We start from the raw sequence: 20,844 nt of genomic DNA, 5'->3' as shown, positions 1-20,844 counted from the left end.
TTTTTTAGCTTCTGGAGAATTAAATCCTGGAAGTGGAAGATGAATTGGTGAAGATCCTGTTGCTAATATAATAACTTTAGTTGTAAAAGTTCTATTTCCAACTTTAACATTATGCTTATCAATAACTTTTGCTTCATCAAGAATTAACTCTACTTTGTTGAATTTCATTAGTGATTCAATTCCACGTCTTAATTTCATTCTTACTTCATTTTTACGGACTTGCATTTTGTCTCAATTCAATGAAAGCGATTTATAGTCAACATCAATTCCAAAAGATTGTGCTTCCTTGATTTGTTCCAATACTTTAGCTGATTTTAGAAGTGTTTTTGTAGGAATACATCCAACATTTAAACAAACACCGCCAGCAAATTCTTTCTCAATAATGACTGTTTTAAGTCCTTGTTTTGCGATGAACTCAGCAGCTGTATAACCACCTGGACCAGCACCAACAACAACAACATCAACTTGTTCTCCTGTTCCAATAGGCTTAATTGATTTTATATCGAATTCAGGTATTGATGTATTTTTAGTAACTGATGGGCTTTCCACTTGAACATTCTCAGCTTCTTTTTTAGTTCCAAACATATTAGTGCTAAATAAATCATCTGAAATCTTAACTTCTCCAACAACAGATGCTGCACCACTGTCTTCTTTTTTAGGGGTAACTTCTTTATTTGCATCTTCTGTTGTTTCACCACCATCAGCTTCAAAGTGAAAAATTTCATCACCAACAGTGACAGTTTCTCCTTGCTTAATTAAAACAGCTAGGACTTTCCCAGTAACAGGAGAAGGAATATCCGATGTTACTTTATCTGTTTCAACTGAAAAAAGTGAATCACCCTCTTCAATTTTGTCTCCGACTTTAACATAAATTTCTCCCACACCACCTTCGTGGAGACCTTCACCGATATCTGCAAATTTAAATTTATACATGTTGAAATTCTCCTAATAATGTGATTGGATTTTCTAATAGTCTCTTAATTTTGGCTAAAATTCTACCAATATCTGCACCGTCAACTCATCTATGATCAGCTGCTAATGTTAAATGCATTATCTTTTCATTAGAAAATTGTCCAGACTTATTCATAACAACTCTATCAACAATTCCGCCAGTTCCTAAGATACCAATTTCCGGGAAGTTAATAACCGGATCTCCATATAGTGCTCCCACAGAACCGTAATTGGTAATTGTGAATGTTCCGCCTTGCATATCTTGACCTACAAGTTTTTTATCCCTGGCTTTTGTTGCAAGGCCATTTATTTCTTTAGCAATTTCAACTAGATTTTTAGTTTCTGCTTGTTTAATAACTGGCACAAACAACCCATGAGGAGTATCAACTGCAATTCCAATGTTTTTATCATTATATGTTACTAATTCATTTGTTTTTTCATCATATTGAGAATTAAACATTGGAAACTCTTCAAGAGCAATAGTTGTAGCTTTAACAATAAATGGCAAAAATGAAATTTTAACGCCCAATTTTTCCACAGCTTGTTTTGTTGTTACAATTGCTTTTCTTTGGTCTCATAGAGAAGTCATATTTACTTCAATAACTAGATTTGTATAAGCAACTTTATTTCAAGAATTTTTCATCGCTTTACCAACAGCGGATCTCATTGAAGTAACTTTTGATCTTGTTTCCCCCCCCGGCGTTTTTGTAATAGCAACATTACATGCAACATTTGTTTTTGAGGTGTAATTAAGTACATCATTCATTAGCACTTTACCATTAATTCCTGATCCTTTAATTGTTGAAATATCAATATTTTTTTCAGCAGCAACTTTTCTGGCTAAAGGTGTTGTTAGGATTCCGTCATGAGAAATATGATCACTTGCTTTGGCTTTAAAATCATTTGTTTTGACTTCATTTGAAACTTTCACATCACCAACAACTGATGCAGCATCAGCTTCTTCTTTTTTAGGCACATCATGTTTTGGTGCTTCAGCGACCTTTTCTTGTGGCTCTTCTGTTGTGGTTTCTTCACCTTCAACTTCAAAGTGAAAAATTTCATCGCCAACAGTGACAGTTTCGCCTTGCTTGATTAAAACAGCTAACACTTTACCAGTAACCGGAGAAGGGATATCCGATGTTACTTTATCTGTTTCAACTGAAAATAGTGAATCTCCTTCTTCGATTTTGTTTCCGACTTTAACGTAGATTTCTCCCACACCACCTTCGTGGAGACCTTCACCGATATCTGCAAATTTAAATTTATACATATATATACCTAATACTGGAAAGAAACCAGTTCCTTTATTTTTGCAATTATTTTTTCTGGTGTTACAACAAACATCTTTTCTCCTCTTGCTAAAGGAATGGTAATATCAGCTCCTGTTAATCTTGTTGGAGGTGCCATTAAACTTGTGAAAGCTCTTTCGTTTACCCTCGCAATAATTTCAGCCGAGACTGAAAATGATTTAACAGCTTCATGGACAACTAGTAATCTCCCAGTTTTCTTAACAGATTTTGTAATTGTCTCTGTATCAATTGGTTTTATTGTTCTTAAATCAATTAATTCTATATCTATTTCCGAGTTTGTTTGTTGCAATGTTTTAATTGCTTCAATAGAATCATGCACTTGAGTACCATAAGTAACAATTGTAATTGAGTCTCCTTCTTTAATAACACTTGCTTTCCCAATTTCAACTTCATATTCACCTTCAGGTATTTCTTGCTTAAATGAACGATATTGTTTTTTTGGTTCTAGGAAGATAACTGGATCATTATCTTTGATAGCTGCTATCATAAGGCCTTTAGTATCATATGGTGTTGAAGGCATAATAACTTTGAGTCCAGGAATATGGGCATACATTGCTTCCAGAGCTTCAGAATGATGTTCTAAAGCTCTTATATCTCCGCCCATCGGCATTCTTACAACCATAGGTACACTAAAACGACCTCTACTTCTGTTTCTTAAACGAGCTGCATGAGCAAATAATTGTTGAATTGATGGTAAGGAAAATCCTTGAAATTGCATTTCCACTATTGGCCTAAGACCATAAACCGCTGCTCCAACTCCAATTCCTGCCATAGCAGCTTCAGCAATGGGAGCATCTCAAACTCTATCTTCACCAAATTCTTCTTGTAGTCCAGCCGTAGCTCTAAAAACTCCACCTTCAAATCCTGCATCTTGACCTCATAAAACAACTTTTTCATCTTTTTTCATCATAACTTTAATAGCATTATTGAGTGCTTCAATGTTATTTACTTTCATCATTTTATCAGTCATTATTTGCCCGCTTTCATAAGTCATTGTTGTAGTTCTTCTTTTTGCTCTAAAAGTTCTTGCGGCATAACTTCATAAGTATAATCAAAGATTTCATCAATTGTTTCTTCAAGGTTTTGACTTGTAGTTTTAAAGGCTTGTTTAACTTGCTCAAGTTTTTCTTTTTCAAGTTTTTCTTTTTCTTCTTTAGTAATGAAATTGTTGTCCATTAAATATTTTTCAATTCTGTGAAATGGTTCATTTTTTTCATTTTCTTTTTCAATTTCAGCAGTTCTGTATATTCTTGGATTATCAGAACTTGTATGTGGCCCTTGTCTTCAAGTGATAAACTCAACCAAAATTGGCCCCTTACCGCTTTTGGCATAATCAAGTGCTTCCACCATAACTTCATAAGAAGCTAAAACATCATTACCATCAACTCTGATAGCCGGAATTCCAACTGCAACTGCTTTAGCAGCAATTGTTGTTGACCCTGATTCTAGGTGATTAGGTGTTGAAATAGCTCATTGGTTATTATTGACACAAAAAACTGTTGGCCATTTATGAATTGATGATGTATTCATTGCTTCATAAAATTCTCCTTCGGCTGTTCCTCCATTACCGATAAATGACACTGATGCATTTTTCTTTTTAGCTAATTTCAATCCATAAGCAATTCCAGCAGCGTGTGAACATTGAGTTCCTATGGGAATATTAATTGGCAAGACATTAACCCCTTCGGGCATTTTTGAACCTTTTTCATTTCCATTTCAATAATACATTTGATTTTCCAGTGGAACACCTAAGTGTAACATTGTCGCATTTGCTCTAAAAGCAGGTATAAATCAATCGTCTTTTTCCATAGCCATTGAAACGGCAACTTGCAATCCCTCTTCTCCAAAGTTAGGGGCAAATGTAAGTGATCTACCTTGTCTTTGAAGTTGTGATACATATGTATCTTGTTGTCTAGATAAAACCATAAAACCATATGCTTCTAATAGCAGCTCCTGCGTTGCTGTTGTTTTGTAATTTTTATCTAATAGATTACCATCATTATCTAAAACTTTATACATTTTAGATTTGTCTTGATGGAAATTATTTAAATCGATGTGTTTATAATTCATTTTGTTCTTTTCCAGAAAATTATCTTATTATTACTTTTTCTATTTTATCATTATATAACTAATAGATATTATTTGGGTCAATATATTCACCCATAATCAAACTTTTTTGTTTCTTCACTTCTAATGAGTTTTTACCATCTCTATTCCTTATTGGAAATAAAGTTGCTTAAGAAATTTTAATTTCTTGATTTCTCTTGCTTTAAAGTGTGTAGAAGACTCACCATCCACTTGTGTAATATTTGGATTATACCTTTTGCTTCTTCTAAATAAGTTGCTTATTGATGAATATATATTTACATGTGTATGAGAAACTCTGCCACCATTATCAAGAATTGACCCGTTGTATCCAATCAAATCCCTCTTATGAACCTTTTTCGGATTGTCATAAGAGACACTTGGATTTATTATCAATTTATAATCATTATATTTTGTAGAGTATTTAACACTTTTAACATTTTTTTCTCCAAAATATTTGGTGAATCTTGGAATAAATGCATAAATGAGAGCAACCTTTTTTTGGAAGCCACTGAGGCAGATATATGCATTGTATTCTGATTTTGTTGCGATATTATTATCAAATTTAGACCTAATTTTGTGATCTATCATTATTGTCATTTTCGACACCTTATAAATTTTTTTTCTATTTGATAAATATACATACTTTTTATATTCCTCAAGGATATCTAAGTCTTTTATGTTCGCTTCCATAACTACAACTCCACCAATTCTTTCTGCAAATTTTTTGCTTTTCTAATTTAGTCAATAACTTGCTAAATTTTTTCCATTAACTGGGGCAAGAATTTTTTGATGAATGGGAAGCATAACATCAATTCCCGTGTGTCCGCCAATAGATTTTGGATCATCTGTGTAAAATTACCTAACCTCTCAAAATGTTCCAAAGATCATTTTCGACCCATAAAATTCCAAGCATATTTGTTGGTAAAGTATCTAATGCATGACGTTTTACTTGTGTTAGATCCATATGTTTTTTGAATTTATTGTCATGTATTTCAACTCATTAATCTACTTCAACTTTTAAAACACTTTCAATTATATCTCTGATTTTCTCTGGTTTTTCAAAAATGGGCGAGTGGCCACATTCTTTTATCTTAAACAACTTTTTATTAAATTGCTTTGTCGTCTCAATCATGCTATCCATTGAAACGTATTGGTCATTTTCACCGCCAATAACGTAAAAATCTTTCTCGGCAAACAACTTGCTCAATCCTGTTTGATAATAATCTTTATCCATTAGTTGTTTTTTAACCAACTGCGAAATAAATTTGTTATTTTTGTCAACAAATAACATGTGTGTGTTGGCCATTGAATTAATTTCATCATCACTTCAGTGATCTTCATATTTATAAACAATATTTTTCATAGCATTAGTTGCATCGTCCATGTTCCTAGCTAATAATCATTTTTCTTTATTGTTAACAAATGGATTCAAAGGAGCGATTAATAATCTCTTCTTGGCCTTTGTTATACCTAATGCAATTGGTCCTCCTAATGAATGACCAACAACATCAAAATCAATTAAACCCTTTTCATCAACAAATTTATTAACATAATCAATATATGTTTCAATAGATAATTCTTTATTATTTATCATTTTATTAAACGGCAAATTTATCGTGATGATGTTAAAGGTTCTTTTATATTTTTTTAATTTATTAAATGATGTTCCTGTTGCACCATACCCATGAATAAAAAGTAAGTCTCTTTTCCCTTCTTCATGTTCTCTTTTAAAACTATACATCTTGACCTTTATTAAATAATGTTAAAAGTTCATTTGCAGTTATTTTCCCAAAATAATCAGAAAAATTATTGATATCCGTAAAGATTTTTTTGATAGTTTTCAAATCAAATGTTTTTCCTATGAAAAATTTATATATATCTTCAAAATCATTAGTTGATAAGAAATCACCCTCAATTTTAATATGTGATATTTTGTTATTGTTTGTCGAAATTTTTAATGTAATTGTCCCACCGGAAAATCTCTTGGTATTTTTAAATTCAAAATCAGGATTTTTGCTAAAATTTCAATTAGGAGAAGATTTAAGTTCCGCCAATTGATTAATATCTTCTTCAGTAATAATATCTTGATTAATTAGTTCATAGTTTTTAGCCTGAAAATAACTTATCAACTTTTGGATGAAATTTTCTGTGTTAATTTTTGGATTCATTAAATCTCGAATATTAGATACTCTTTGTCTGGCTGACTTAATTGATTTGGATTGTAACTTTAATTTGTTTGGTTTAAGTGCTGAACCTAAAACAAATAAATCAGAATTAAATAACAGCGTTCCATGGTGAAACATTCTATGTTTGTATTTATATTGGGCATTCCCAGATATTTTGATATCGTCAATTGTTACATCATTTTTTCCGGTAAATACAGCATGAAGACCCAGTGAATTTAGAAACCCGATAATCGGTTCTAAAAACTTTGTATATGATGATTCTTTATCATGTGTTATGAAACAAAAATTAACATTTCCTTCATCCTGATAAACTGCACCGCCTCCAGATAACCTTCTAGCAATGCTTATTTTATTATCTTTAACAAAGACATCATTAATTTCCTCATGAGTATTTTGATTTCTTCCTACTATGATAGCGTTTTCATTTTGATATATAAGTAAGATGTCTTCTGAAGATAATTCGTCACTCTTTAATAATAATTCTTCAAGTGCAAAATTTAAATATGGTGTTTTATAATTTGATCTAATTATTTTCATTTTTAACCACCATATCCCAATTTGTAATTAACTTGAACATATTTGTGAAATTTTCCCGTTTTTCTTCTTCAAACTCTAAATTATTTATTCCACCAAGCAAAATAGTTCCAAAATCTCACCTCTTCTGAAAACCAGATTTTTCTATAAAAAATATCAAATCTTCCATGAATCATTCAAAGATTTTATTGATGTTATTTTTCATAATATCTTTTTTAACAGATAGCACTTTAATGTCTAGGATTCTTCGTTTAAAATCAACGACTTCAAACTGGAATGATAGATTTAAATCTTCAACATTATTCATATAATGATTATACTTAAAATATATATGAATATATTAAACTTTTGAATAAAATTCATTTTACTCTTAATTTGCAGACATAACATAACAAATACCGATAATTAAAATCAAATATCTTCCTTTTTAGTCTCGCTAGCAATTTTTAGAGTTCTTCTATATTTTATTATTAGTATACCTTGGCATTAATTGAACTAATAATTAAAGCAATTAACTTATAATTAATTTATGAAAAACAATCAAGATTATGTCATGTACATGAGAGATAAAATTAAATCCCATGATTTAATTATGGTGCCTTCTGCAACAATTATTCCATATATGGATAATAAATGCTTCAACTTAAGATCAGACACAAACACATGAGGCACATTTGGTGGCGGTATGAACATTGGTGAAGATATAATTGATATTGCAAAAAAAAGAGTTATTTGAAGAATCTAGTTTGAAAGCAGATAACCTTGAATTTGCAAGCATTTATTCAAATTTCCAAATTAAATATACAAACAAACTATCTTGTAAATGCATTTACTATTACATTTGTATGTGAATTAAATGAAAATGACAAATTTATAATTGACGATGAAGAAGCACTAGAAATAAAATGGTTTACGTTGGATGAGATACATGAAATGACATTTTGAAATCAAAAAAAACAAAAGAAATCGTTTTAGATATATTTGAATTCATTAAGAATAGGAAAATAATTATTAAGTAATTATAAATTCATGATCAACTCTTAACGCAATATTTAAATTTTGCACTTGAAGAACCATTATTAAAGAGTGATGAATTATCTTCAAAAGAAATCTTGCTATTTGTAAGTATTATAAACCTTTGAACTTTCAAGAGATGATGAATTATATTTTTAGGATAATTTAAAGACAAGATGAATTATAAAATTGTTTGGGGCTTATATTCTACCATCAACTATTTTGTTTCTTATTTCCGTTAATTTTTATTAATTTTAATTAACAAACAATAATAATTTACATTTAAACAATTTTGTATCATAACCATGGAGAGGTGAACATGAATAAATTTAAAAAAATTGGAATTGGAGTTGTAACCCTTGGCCTATTAAGTACCCCTATTATTGCGATTATTGTTTCTAAGTCTTTGTCTAAAGAAAAATCAGGAATTGAAATAACTGGTGTTGGATCATCATCAGTCCAACCACTGATAAATGAAATTAGTAAAAAAACTATTTATAATATTCAATATACAGCAAATGGTTCTGGTGCAGGACTTGAATCTCAGTCTGAAAAGAAGATTCTTTCTTATTTTGGTATGATGTCTTCGCTTAAAACACCAGGAGATGATAATAAGATTGCCAATTGGAAAAAACACAAGGTCAGAACAATTACATGAGCAATAGACGCAATCGGAATTAGCGTTAAATTACCTTCTAGCATCAAGATTATAAATAATGAGCGCCCTATCATCGATATTCAGGAGTTATCAAAACTTTATGATGTTGATAGTGCTGCCAATACCACATGAGGGAAATTATTGACAAACGAAACAAAGACTTCAACTGGACTTGATGCAGTACCTCTGGCTTTTGGTCGTCAAGGTGGTAAATCTGCTTCTGGAACAGCAGATGGATTTTGACACCAACTTGGTAAAAACATAGCACCAGGAACTCAGGCTGATAAGGATCATAAATACTTACCAAAAGTTCAACAAACTCCTGAAGCCAATTCTGTGGCCTTGAATGTTGTTGTAGGTAAATCATCAGGCTTAACATATATATCATTAGGATATGCCCTTGAAAATGAAAAATCTTCAGGTACACAAGTGGCGACTATAACTAACACTAAAGATGGAACAAATTGAGTACCTACAATGGACAATGTTAAAAATGGTTCATACAAATGGATCAGGCCATTCAATATGTCATTTTCAATCAAAAATAAAGATTCAATAAAGTTTGCATGATTCCTATTTTCCCTTGAAGTTCAAGAAATCATTAAAAATTTAAATTTTGTACCTTTAACAAGTAACCAGATTTTGTGACAAGCAAATTTATCCAAAACAGATGAAGAGTTAAAAAAAGAAGATGTACTTCATCTTGCAACTAAAGGTGATTTTAAACATGGATTGGAAATATAATGCAAAACAAAAAATTAACTAAAAATTTTCTTGGAAGATTATTGATTTTTATCACAGCACTGTTTTCGGTTGTTGCTTTAGTGACGATGGTGCTATTCATCTTTGTGCAATCAATACCGGCTTACAAAGAATATGGATTTTTCCATATGTACTTTACATCAGATTTTACACCTGAAGGTGGATTTGGAATTTGAAGTGGATTGCTCATTACCTTGATTTCATCAGTTTTAGCTGTCATCATTGCATACCCATTATCAATTAGGGTTGCTATATTCATGAGATTTAGAATGAAAAATAACAAGTGGTTGCGAATGATGATTAATATATCAGCTGGTATCCCATCAGTTATCTTTGGTATTTTTGCATTGAAGTCATTAAGTGGAGTTACAGATTTGTTAGGGGCAGATGGAGCTAGAACATTGCTTAATGCCATTTTAATGCTATCAATTATGTTGTTTCCCACAATGATTTCCCTTCTTTATAATCAATTACTTTTAATTAATAAAGATGAATTAGATGGTGCCATTGCATTAGGTAATTCAAAGACAACATCTATTTATAAAGTTGTTAAAAAAGGTCTTGGACAACAAAGTGCGATTGTTATTATAGTTGCGTTAGGACGAGCTATTGGTGAAACGATGGCACTTTCCATAATTTTAACTGCTCCTTCATCTTTGAATGGTTTTAATGATGTTTTTCCTCAATTTCTTAATATGCCATTTGCTACACTTGGAGTTGAAATATCAAGAATGATGTTTCTTGATGGTGCAACTGAATTAACTCGTAGTGCATTATTTGCAGCGGGATTGATCATGTTGCTAGTTATCATTATCTTGATTTCCGTCATTACTAAAATATTTTCGAAGAAAAAGGTAGTAATTAAAAGTCCCTTTTATATAGAAAATATATTTCCCACAAATTGCAACACAAAGTTAGCATGAATAAAAGCAATCATAAAATTATTGTTTCTACCCTTAAGGTGTTTACTTTACTCTTATAATTACATATTCCAAAAATTTAGAGTTTATTTACAACCATCAAGAATTTTGTATGGGAGGCGTAATAACATGGAATATCACAAATATTTTTTGCAAAATAAAAAATTAAAGCGTTCACAAATTCCAGACATGATTAAATTATTTTGAGAATCAATAGCACTATTTTTTGTAGTTGGTAGTATTGGATGAATTGTTCTATCAACATTGGTCTATGGATTACCAGAATGGAAAAGTGACGATTGGAAATTTCAATATCAAAATGTACAAGGCCAAGTTGTTGGTGGAAGTATTATGAACCCCCTTGTCTGGACAATTCTCTTGACTGCTATCTCCATCATTATCACCTTCCCATTTGCGTTAGGAACTGCAATATTCTTATCAGAATATGCCGGTAATAAACGCTATGCTAATATTGTTAGATTCTTCTTGGCAACTTTAGGAGGTACTCCATCCATCCTCTTTGGTATTTTTGGATCATTGTTCTTCCTTAAAGCCCTTGGCTTAAGTAGCATCCCTGGCGGCACCTCCTTAATTGCTGGATCACTGACAATGATGTTGGTTATATTACCAACTTTCACAAATGCCATTGAACAGGTATTTTCAAAGGTTGGTAATTCGTTACGAGAGGCCTCTTACGCTTTAGGTGCGACAAAGTGAGAGACCATTTGAAAAGTGGTCTTGCCTGGTTCCATTAGAGGCATCTCCACCGGGATTGTGTTATCCTCAGGAAGAGTTATCGCAGAAACGGCACCACTCTACTTAACATTGGGAATGTTTAACGGAATTGATGTTGGGTTCTTAAATGCCGGGCATACACTTACTACTGATATTTTATTCTATCAAGTATATGCTTCTGGTAATGCTGATGAGTTACTGAATAATTCATATAAGTTAGCATCAGTTGCAATTATCCTAGTTGGTATCATAACTATGATTTCAGAAACACTAAATAAAACAAAGAAAATAAGAAAGGGGCGTTGAAAATGAAAAAAAGAAGAAATATTTTCAAAGTTAAAGATTTAAATTTTTGATATTCTAATGGGAATACTCATGCTCTAAAAAATATCAATTTAGTCATTAAAGAGAATGAGATTATGTCTTTGATCGGACCATCTGGTTGTGGTAAATCAACTTTCATTAGATGTCTTAATAGAATGAATAATTTGGTTGAAGGAACAAAGATGACCGGATCAATTATGCTTGATAATAGATATCAACTTTTAAAGGAACCTTTGCCATTTTATAAAAAATTCTATAAGGATTTTAAAAAGAAACAAGCCAAGAAGAAAAAGCAAAGTACCACCATTAAAACAAATCATCATTCAAAAATAGTTAAGCCAAAAAAAAAGAAAAGACATTCGATTAAGGATACAGTTCTTAGAACTAGAGTTGGTCTTATATTTCAAACTGCAAATCCCTTTGATATGTCTATCTATGAAAATGTTGCTTTTGGACCTCGTTTAGCAGGAATTAGTAATAAAGCAAAACTAGACGAAATTGTTCAACAATCACTGCAAGATGCTGCTTTGTGAAAACAAACCAAAGACAGATTGAATGATCCTGCCTTTAGTTTATCTGGTGGTCAAAAACAAAGGCTATGTATTGCAAGAGCAATTGCCATGAATCCTGAGATATTGTTAATGGATGAACCAACAGCTAGTTTAGATCCAATTGCGACGGCTAAAATCGAAAAGTTAATCACAAAACTTAAAGAGAAATTTTCAATTGTAATTGTGACCCACTCTATGCAACAAGCTTTAAGGATTTCTGATAGAACGGCATTCTTTTATATGGGGGAACTAATTGAAAGCGGCGAAACTAAAAAAATATTCAACAGCCCTGCCGAAAAAATTACACACGATTACATTTCAGGTAAAATGGGGTAATTACAATATAATGATCATATGACAAAATTAAAATTATATTTAAGAACACGTGGAAATATTGAAGAACAATCGAATGCCTACATCGAAGCTTTTAAAGGAAAGCTTTTAAAAAAATTATTCCTAAAGCCTGAATTAGAGGTTGATGGAAATGAAAAAACATGAACTTATTCATATCTTGAACTAATGAATGATATAAATATTATGATTGCAAGACACAATGACACTTACCCTGCAACCGGTTATTCCGGTGACTTTATATTGAGGTTAGAAAACGAAACTCAGTTTGATGAAATTCAAAGAAATTTAGAAAACTCTAAATATTTTAAAGAAGATTATCCTAAAACAAAATATGAATATGCTGAAGGGATATATTTAACTAAATTTTATGACCAATGAGGCAATGGATGAATATTAGAAACGCATGCATAAGATTAGTTTATGTCGTGTATAAAAAGCAATTAAAATATTAACTTGTAAATTGACAATAAGTTAAATTTTAAAGCATTACTTTGATAAGACACCAAAAATACATAATAGTATTTTATTTTGAACTTTATCGCAAAATATAACATTTTAAAAATACCAAAATATAACATTTTAAAAATAATAATATTGATATGATTAAAGAGAAGTGGAAGTTAAGATTAAATACTGGGAATTTTATTTTATTGTAGCATTTTTTAAGTTAAGTATTGTATTGATTCAATGATGAGTTTATTTATAATTTATTTTTAAGAAAAGGAGAAAAAATTATGTTGAGTTCAATAACGGATAATATTTCAAAATTTTTCAAGTTTAAAGATCGGTCTGCAACATTTAAAAAAGAAATTGTCGGGGGGATAACAACATTTCTCGCTATGTCGTATATTTTAGCTGTGAATCCTGCTATATTATCAAATGCTAACGGAGCACGTGATTATACTGGTGTTTTCTTTTTAGGAACAGTCCTTTCAGCATTTATTGGAACGCTAGCAATGGGGCTATTTGCTAATGTTCCTATTGCCTTAGCTCCTGGAATGGGAGTTAATGCTTTTTTAGCCTATACAGTTGCTGGAAACATTCTTGGTATGCAAATAGAGGGGGCGCTTATTGCAACATTAGTCTCTGGTATCTTGTATGCAATTATAGCAATCACCCCTGCTCGAAAATACATTGCTAAAATATTACCAAGAAACATGAAATTGGGAATTGGAGCAATGATTGGAATGTTTTTGGCATACATTGGTTTAGTTGATTCAGGAATAATCGTTTCAGGTGCTTCTCCATTTGGAAATGCCTTTAACTTTGGTGAAGGAGCTTTTGATGGTTCTAGAGCGATGGAATCTGGGGCACTTGGCATATCTACAGCCACAAAGCTTGGTAATCTAAAAGATCCTTTTGTTATTGTTGCACTAGTTGTTATGGCTCTTGTATTTGTCCTTCATTTTGCCAAAATCAAAGGTGCTGCTATTATTGCGATGATGACAGGAATTGTACTTCTTGCTATTTTAAAAGTATCCGGTGTTACAGATGCATCATTGGCTTTTAAATTAAATAATTACAATTCATTTAGTAAGTTTGGTCAGTTATCTCGTGGAATGTGGAATTCATTTGGTAGTTCATTTAGCAATGGGAAAATCTATATTGCAATATTTGTGTTTTTGTATATTGACTTTTTTGATACTACTGGAACTTTATTTGCTGTTGAACAGCAAGCAGGTCTTGAGAAAGATGGTAAATGGCTAAAAAAAGCAAACATTGTTGATGCAGGATCAACTATTGTGGGATCATTGATGTTGACCTCCACAACTACTTCTTATATAGAATCCACTGCAGGAATTTCACAAGGAGCAAGAACGGGATTTGCATCAGTGATAAGTTCTCTAGGATTTATTTTGGCAATTGCATTATGACCCATTATGACACCAATTCTTCCGATAAACCATATACAAGAGGGAGTTGCATCTCAATCAGGAACGATTATGCCAGTCACTGGCCCAATATTAATCCTTGTAGGTTCAATTATGATTGGGCAACTTAAATCTTTCGATTGAAATAAAACATTGGAAATACCAATATTGTTTGTAACAATTGCTTTTGGGATGTTATCATATTCAATTTCAACAGGAATTGCAGCGGGAGTAGTCATGTTTTATTTGATAGATCTTTCAGGTTTATTAATTACAACAATTAAAATGAAAAGAGGGTTGCCAAGTGTGCTTCATAATTCAAGCCAAAAAGAATTTTGAGATCGCATAAAAAACCCAATAATGATTGCTATGTTTGCTTTGGCTGTTGTTTACTTTGCTACAATGCCACTATATGCATATTAACTCAGTATTACAAATTAAAAAGATAGATGATTTATATTCATAATATGTTTCTTCATTTCCATGTTTAAGTGTAAATGTTGTTTTTGTTTGAAGATTTTCCATAAATGTTTATCTGTAATATTCCTTATAATTTTACAATGTTGCATATTCAATTCTTAAAAATCATTATTAAAAAAACAGAATAGCATGTGAATCATACAAGATTTTAACCCCATCCAGTGTGACTCACGCATTTAAAACTATCTAAAATATTACATTCCTTTTGTTAGCAAAAATATTTATGCTAATAGAAATACCATGTATAAATTATTGTCTGGATATATTTTTATTTATAACCTATAATTTAATTATGAATTTCAAATTAAATAGTGGTTTTAGCCCAAAAGGTGATCAACCTAAGGCTATAGAAGAGTTGATAAAAGGCATCAATAACAAGGACACTCACCAGGTGCTTTTAGGTGCAACGGCCACTGGTAAAACATTTACCATTGCAAATGTAATTCAAAATCAGAATCGTCCCGTGATTGTACTTTCTCATAATAAAACATTAGCAGCACAACTCTATTCAGAGCTAAAAAGTTTCTTTCCGGAAAATAGAGTTGAATATTTTATTTCTAATTTTGATTATTATCGCCCAGAAGCCTATATGCCTTCATCAGATACATTTATTGATAAAACATCAAAATCTAATTGAGATCTAGAATCAATGCGCATGTCATCACTTAATGCCCTTTCAACAAGAAGGGATACTATTGTGGTTGCTTCTGTAGCGGCCATTTATGGAGCTTTATCTCCAGATGAATATCGAGCTTCATTTTACCCCATTGAAGTAGGAATGAAAATTGATCGAAAGGATTTCTTTGCTGAATTAGTGAAAAGAAATTATTCAAGAAATAATGTGACTCTTGAACCTGGTAATTTTAGAGCTAGAGGTGATGTTATTGAACTTGCACCTGGTTGAACAAGTGAGTATTACATTAAAATCGATATGTTTGGTGATGTTATTGAACAAATTATGCGAGTTGATGTTTTGACAGGCGAAGTTTTAAGGAAACATCAAGATATGACTATTTTTCCAGCTAATGCTTACACCACTAAAAAGGAAACTATTGATCGTGTTGTGGTGGACATCGAAAAAGAGTTAATCCCAAGGTTAGCTTATTTCAAAGAAAATGGAAAGCTTTTAGAAGCACAGAGGCTTGAAGAAAGAACCAATTCCGATCTTGAATCTCTAAAAGAATTTGGGGTTACTTCCGGAATAGAAAATTATTCTAGACATTTAGATGGTAGAAAAGTTGGTGAAAGACCATATACCATTCTTGACTATATGCCAAATGATGCTTTAATGATTTTAGATGAATCACACATGATGATTCCTCAGTTGCATGCGATGTATAAAGGAGATTTTTCTCGGAAATCAAATCTAGTTAATTACGGCTTTAGATTGCCATCAGCACTTGATAATAGACCGCTTAAATTTGAAGAATTTGAAAGTGATTTTAGCTTTCAAAAAATCTATATTTCTGCTACTCCTTCTGCATATGAGGTTGATAAAGCTGATGGTGTCGTGGTTTCACAAATCATCCGACCAACTGGATTACTTGATCCCACTATTGAAGTGGTTCCGATTAAAGGACAAGTAGAAGATATTTATGATCGTTTACAGAAACAAAAGAAAAAAAAGCAGAGAACTTTCATTATGACTACAACTAAACGTACAGCTGAAGAATTAACCCGTTTTTTGCAAGAAAAAAATGAAAAAGTCATGTACATGCACTCAGAACATAAAACATTTGAAAGAGAAGAGATTTTAAGAAAATTAAGAAAAGGTATTTATGATACAGTTATTGGAATTAATTTATTAAGAGAAGGAATTGATATTCCTGAAGTTTCATTAATTTTGATTCTTGATGCTGATAAAGAATCATTTATGAGGGGAAAAACATCATTAATTCAAATGATTGGTCGGGCTGCTAGAAATAAAGATGGTCATGTTATCTTCTATGGTGATGTTATTACAAAATCAATGAAGGGGGCAATGGATGAAACACAAAGAAGAAGAGATATTCAGGAGAAAAGTAATATCAAACATACCATTATTCCTCAAACAATTGTCAAGCCAATTCCAAAATCAATTGATGCTGACAGTAAACGTGGAAGTCTGAAGGAATTTATGAATGGTGAGAAATTGAACAAGGAATCCAAAAAGGCCTTTATTGATGATTTAAGGACCCAAATGTTAAAAGCATCCAAAGATATGGATTATGAAAGAGCTGCTCATTTAAGGGATTTAATTTTAGAACTGGAAAGTGATATTTTATAATTTTTTTAAATTATTAAGTTTAAAATTTATCATGCTTAATTAATAACATAAAATAATCTCAAACTACTTATAATACATATATGAATAAAAACGATAATATTTTACGAAAATGATGGTTTGGATTTGTGATAACACCCCTTTTCACGATTTCTTTTTCCTTTATACCTGGATGACTAGATATTGACGAAAAATTATTATCATGAATTGTCTTAATCATTATCGCTTTTGCATGTGAAATATATATTTTATATACTAATAAAATCAAATATAGAATGATGCACTATGTTTTTATTCTTTCGTCATTTATGGTAACTATTTTTATCTCCTTTATGATTAGTAAATTTTTAAATCTAAATATTAAATGGGAATGAGTTAAAAATATTGTTCTTATGATTATTTCGGTTGTAGTTCTCTTTATTGTTAAAACATTTATTTGGGTTTTCATGTCTTTAAAGCAACGTGAACTAGTTGTGAAAGACTTAACTATTGATGATCTAAGAATTAAAGTTTCCGAATTAGAAGATGAAAACCAAAGACTAAAAGAAAAACTAGAGCCAAAGGATGATACTAATGGTGATACAAAAACATTTTGGTCAGTTTTTGGAATTAAAAAATAACACATATATGTTGAGTTGCTAATTACATTAATTTTTGTATTTATACTATAATTCCATAATGAAAGAAACTACTAAATATATAATCGTTAAAGGTGCTAAAGAAAACAACCTGAAGAACATTGATGTTAAAATACCCAAAGACAAAATGGTTGTTTTTACTGGTGTCTCGGGATCTGGTAAATCTTCACTTGCTTTTGACACCATTTATGAAGAAGGCAGAAGAAGATACGTTGACTCTTTATCTTCTTATGCTCGTCAGTTTCTTGGAGGAACACAAAAACCACTAGTGGATTCTATTGAAGGTCTTTCACCAGCCATTTCCATTGAACAAAAAACAACTCATAATAATCCTAGATCAACTGTGGGGACCGTAACTGAAATTTATGACTACATTAGACTTCTATATGCCAGGATAGGTACCCCTTTTTGTCCTGTTCATAATATCAAGATATCAGCCCAAAGATCAAAGGACATTATTAATTCTATTTATAAAAATAAGGAAAGTGCAAGGTTGATTATTCTTGCTCCCATAGTTAGAGCCGAAAAAGGAATTCACAGTAATCTTTTTGAAAAACTAAAACGTGATGGATTTTTAAGAATCAGAGTTAATGGAACTCTAATGACTTTAGAAGATGAAATTAAATTGGACAAAAATAAGAAACATAATGTTGAAATTGTTGTCGATAGAATTATCTTAAAAGAAGAAGAAAGATCAAGAATTAGTGAAGCAATTGAGTTGGCCCTTGAATATGGAAAAGGATTAATAATTGTTAATGTAGTTGGAGTTGGAGAATCTTCTTACTCAAAATATCACTCATGTCCTCATGGTGATTTTGATATGCCACTTATTGAGCCAAGATTATTTTCTTTCAATGCACCAGCTGGAATGTGTACGGCTTGTAAAGGGTTAGGTGTTAAATTAAATGTTGATGTTGAAAAATTAATGCCTAATGAAGAATTATCTATTAATGAAGGCGGGATTGTCTTCTTTAAAAATTTAGTTGGTTCTGAGAACATTGACTGACAACAATTTAAAATATTGATGGATCACTACAATATTAATCTTGATAAAAAGATTGAATATCTATCAAAAAAAGAAATCAAGATTATTATGGAAGGTGCAACCGAGGATATAACCTATAAATTGATTACTTCATCTGGAAACATGTATAAGAAAACTGAGAAAATTGAGGGTATTGCTACAAAAATTGAAAGAAGACATTTAAATTCTAACTCTGAAAGAATTAGAAAATGAATTAGAGACACATTTATGTCTGATGTTACTTGTAAAGTATGCCGTGGTAAACGTCTAAATGAACATGCCCTTGCTGTCAAAGTAAATAAAATTGATATTCATGAATTTACTCAGTTATCTGTTACAGATGCCTTAGAATTTATTATTAAACTGAAACTCTCAAAAGAAGAAGTTGAAATTTCAACATTAATTATTAATGAGGTGGTTGATCGTTTATCATTTTTGGTTAATGTTGGGCTTGAATATCTTACACTAGATCGTAAAGCCGAAACTCTTTCAGGGGGAGAGTCGCAAAGAATAAGACTTGCTACTCAAATAGGATCAAACCTGACAGGTGTTTTGTATGTTTTGGACGAACCATCAATTGGCCTTCATCAAAAAGACAATAAAAAATTAATTGAAACATTAAAGAAAATGGTAGAAATTGGAAATACACTGATTATTGTTGAGCACGATGAAGAGACTATTAGATCAGCTGATTTCATCATTGATATTGGTCCCAAAGCTGGTGATGCTGGTGGTGAAGTTGTTGCAGCTGGCACTGTGAAAGAAATCAGCGATAACAAATATTCTATTACTGGTGATTTTCTATCGGGCAGAAATACTATTTCCACACCTAAAAATTATAGATCAGGTAATGGAAAGGTTATTGAAATTAAAGGTGCATCAGAAAATAATTTGCAAAACATTAGTGTTAAATTTCCTTTAGGAAAATTAATTGCAGTGACTGGGGTTTCTGGATCAGGAAAATCTTCATTAGTAAATGAAATTCTGGGAAAGTCTTTACAAAAGCAACTCACTAATCCATTTTTAAAAACAGGTGCTCACAAAAATATTACTGGTATGCAAAATATAGATAAGGTAATCCAAATTTCGCAATCACCAATCGGGAGAACCCCAAGATCTAATCCAGCAACATATACAAGCGTCTTTGATGATATTAGAGATCTCTTTACTCAAACGCAGTTATCAAGAGCAAGAGGATATCAAAGAGGGCGCTTCTCATTTAATGTTGATGGTGGTAGATGTGATAAATGCCGCGGCGGAGGTTCTATTAAAATCGAAATGCACTTTTTACCTAATGTTTATGTTATGTGTGATCATTGTGATGGCAAAAGGTATAACCGAGAAACACTTGAGGCTAAATATAAAAATAAATCAATTGCTGATGTTTTGAATATGAGAGTTCACACAGCGCTTAAGTTTTTTGAAAATAGACCAAAAATTAAATTTAAACTTCAAGCTTTGGATGATGTTGGTCTTAACTATATCACACTTGGTCAAAGTGCTACAACCTTATCTGGTGGAGAAGCTCAAAGAGTAAAATTAGCCACTTTCTTACTTAAAAAACCAACAGGTAAAACGATGTACATTCTAGATGAACCCACAACTGGGTTGCATCAATTTGATGTTCAAAAATTACTAGTGGTTCTTAATCGAATCGTTGATGGTGGTGACACTGTTTTAGTTATTGAACATAATCTTGATGTCATTAAAACATCTGATTATATTATCGACTTAGGACCTGGTGGGGGAATTAATGGTGGGAGAGTGGTTGCGGCCGGAACACCTCAACAAGTTGCTAAGAATAAAGATTCATTTACTGGCATGTATCTAAAAGATATTTTTGGGCACTAAGTACATGATTACATTTGATAAAAAAACACATAAAGCAACCTTTTCATATATTTCAAAACCATATTATTTAAGATGATCATAAAGAAACCGATAAGTGTTTAATTATCAGATCAAGAATTTAAAGTTGCAATATTGAAGACAATAATAAAATCATTTTTAGAATTATCCAACTAAGAGACAAGTTGTATATTTGAGTATGCTATATGTGGTAAAGGATATGCAAATCGAGACAGAATATTTTTTTAATTTTAATAAGGAAATATCTAATCTTTCAAATTTAACATTAATAAGTGGCCATTATTGAAAAGATATATTTTCCAACAAAAGTAG

16 protein-coding genes and 1 pseudogene are annotated in these 20,844 nt (G+C 31.3%); 9 read left to right on the top strand and 8 right to left on the bottom strand.

The annotated features are described in order from the left end of the window. Window positions 1-770 precede the first annotated feature (770 nt). The 8 genes and pseudogenes from O3I44_RS03685 to O3I44_RS03590 all read right to left on the bottom strand — a co-directional run. Window positions 771-933 (bottom strand): annotated as a pseudogene (locus O3I44_RS03685) (biotin/lipoyl-containing protein); the annotation flags it as partial. Continuing rightward, a complete protein-coding gene (locus O3I44_RS03620; protein WP_303717149.1) occupies window positions 926-2,221 on the bottom strand; it encodes a dihydrolipoamide acetyltransferase family protein in 1,296 nt (431 codons plus the stop codon). The pseudogene O3I44_RS03685 and the gene O3I44_RS03620, both read right to left, overlap by 8 nt. An 8-nt stretch (window positions 2,222-2,229) precedes the next feature. Next, the gene (locus O3I44_RS03615) at window positions 2,230-3,255 is read right to left on the bottom strand and encodes an alpha-ketoacid dehydrogenase subunit beta (protein ID WP_373317535.1); all 1,026 of its coding nucleotides are present in this window, start codon (window positions 3,253-3,255) and stop codon (window positions 2,230-2,232) included. Further along, window positions 3,231-4,331 (bottom strand): pyruvate dehydrogenase (acetyl-transferring) E1 component subunit alpha, encoded by a 1,101-nt coding sequence (pdhA, locus tag O3I44_RS03610; RefSeq protein WP_303717148.1) that lies wholly within the window; start codon window positions 4,329-4,331, stop codon window positions 3,231-3,233. Before pdhA ends, O3I44_RS03615 begins: the two co-directional genes overlap by 25 nt. A 147-nt stretch (window positions 4,332-4,478) precedes the next feature. Further along, complete coding sequence (locus tag O3I44_RS03605) at window positions 4,479-5,039, bottom strand: hypothetical protein (protein WP_303717147.1); 561 nt, start codon at window positions 5,037-5,039, stop codon at window positions 4,479-4,481. Between the two features lie 310 nt (window positions 5,040-5,349). After that, the gene (locus O3I44_RS03600; protein WP_303717146.1) at window positions 5,350-6,090 is read right to left on the bottom strand and encodes an alpha/beta fold hydrolase; all 741 of its coding nucleotides are present in this window, start codon (window positions 6,088-6,090) and stop codon (window positions 5,350-5,352) included. Then, window positions 6,083-7,072 (bottom strand): lipoate--protein ligase, encoded by a 990-nt coding sequence (gene lplA / locus O3I44_RS03595; protein WP_303717145.1) that lies wholly within the window; start codon window positions 7,070-7,072, stop codon window positions 6,083-6,085. Before lplA ends, O3I44_RS03600 begins: the two co-directional genes overlap by 8 nt. Continuing rightward, window positions 7,059-7,376: a hypothetical protein gene (locus tag O3I44_RS03590; protein ID WP_303717144.1), complete on the bottom strand. Its 318-nt coding sequence runs from the start codon at window positions 7,374-7,376 to the stop codon at window positions 7,059-7,061. Before O3I44_RS03590 ends, lplA begins: the two co-directional genes overlap by 14 nt. A 222-nt stretch (window positions 7,377-7,598) precedes the next feature. Here O3I44_RS03590 and O3I44_RS03585 point away from each other — a divergent pair, with 222 nt between their 5' ends. The 9 genes from O3I44_RS03585 (at window position 7,599) to uvrA (ending at window position 20,514) form a co-directional block, all read left to right on the top strand. After that, window positions 7,599-7,814: an NUDIX hydrolase gene (locus O3I44_RS03585; RefSeq protein WP_303717143.1), complete on the top strand. Its 216-nt coding sequence runs from the start codon at window positions 7,599-7,601 to the stop codon at window positions 7,812-7,814. A gap of 588 nt (window positions 7,815-8,402) precedes the next feature. Then, window positions 8,403-9,485, top strand: a complete 1,083-nt coding sequence (locus O3I44_RS03580; RefSeq protein WP_303717142.1) for a PstS family phosphate ABC transporter substrate-binding protein — start codon at window positions 8,403-8,405, stop codon at window positions 9,483-9,485. Then, window positions 9,485-11,506 carry a phosphate ABC transporter permease PstA gene (gene pstA, locus O3I44_RS03575; RefSeq protein ID WP_303717141.1) on the top strand — a complete coding sequence of 674 codons (2,022 nt, stop codon included), beginning with the start codon at window positions 9,485-9,487 and terminating at the stop codon, window positions 11,504-11,506. Before O3I44_RS03580 ends, pstA begins: the two co-directional genes overlap by 1 nt. Then, window positions 11,467-12,369, top strand: coding sequence for a phosphate ABC transporter ATP-binding protein (locus O3I44_RS03570; protein ID WP_303717140.1), 903 nt, complete (start codon window positions 11,467-11,469; stop codon window positions 12,367-12,369). The genes pstA and O3I44_RS03570 overlap by 40 nt, the downstream gene beginning before the upstream one ends. 18 nt (window positions 12,370-12,387) lie before the next feature. Continuing rightward, window positions 12,388-12,798, top strand: coding sequence for a hypothetical protein (locus O3I44_RS03565; RefSeq protein WP_303717139.1), 411 nt, complete (start codon window positions 12,388-12,390; stop codon window positions 12,796-12,798). A gap of 323 nt (window positions 12,799-13,121) precedes the next feature. Next, a complete protein-coding gene (locus O3I44_RS03560; RefSeq protein WP_303717138.1) occupies window positions 13,122-14,681 on the top strand; it encodes an NCS2 family permease in 1,560 nt (519 codons plus the stop codon). A 349-nt stretch (window positions 14,682-15,030) separates the two neighbouring features. After that, on the top strand, window positions 15,031-17,004 hold the full coding sequence (uvrB, locus tag O3I44_RS03555) for an excinuclease ABC subunit UvrB (protein WP_373317534.1): 1,974 nt from the start codon (window positions 15,031-15,033) through the stop codon (window positions 17,002-17,004). Window positions 17,005-17,084: 80 nt separating this feature from the next. After that, window positions 17,085-17,621, top strand: coding sequence for a hypothetical protein (locus tag O3I44_RS03550; protein WP_303717137.1), 537 nt, complete (start codon window positions 17,085-17,087; stop codon window positions 17,619-17,621). Between the two features lie 58 nt (window positions 17,622-17,679). Next, window positions 17,680-20,514 (top strand): excinuclease ABC subunit UvrA, encoded by a 2,835-nt coding sequence (uvrA, locus tag O3I44_RS03545; RefSeq protein WP_303717136.1) that lies wholly within the window; start codon window positions 17,680-17,682, stop codon window positions 20,512-20,514. Window positions 20,515-20,844 lie beyond the last annotated feature (330 nt).

This window comes from Candidatus Mycoplasma mahonii, from assembly GCF_030550815.1.
Taxonomy (GTDB): Bacteria; Bacillota_I; Bacilli_A; order Mycoplasmatales; family Metamycoplasmataceae; genus Mycoplasma_O; species Mycoplasma_O mahonii.
The sequence above is the reverse complement of the archived record's forward strand: the minus strand, read 5'-3'. Positions and strand labels throughout refer to the sequence as shown.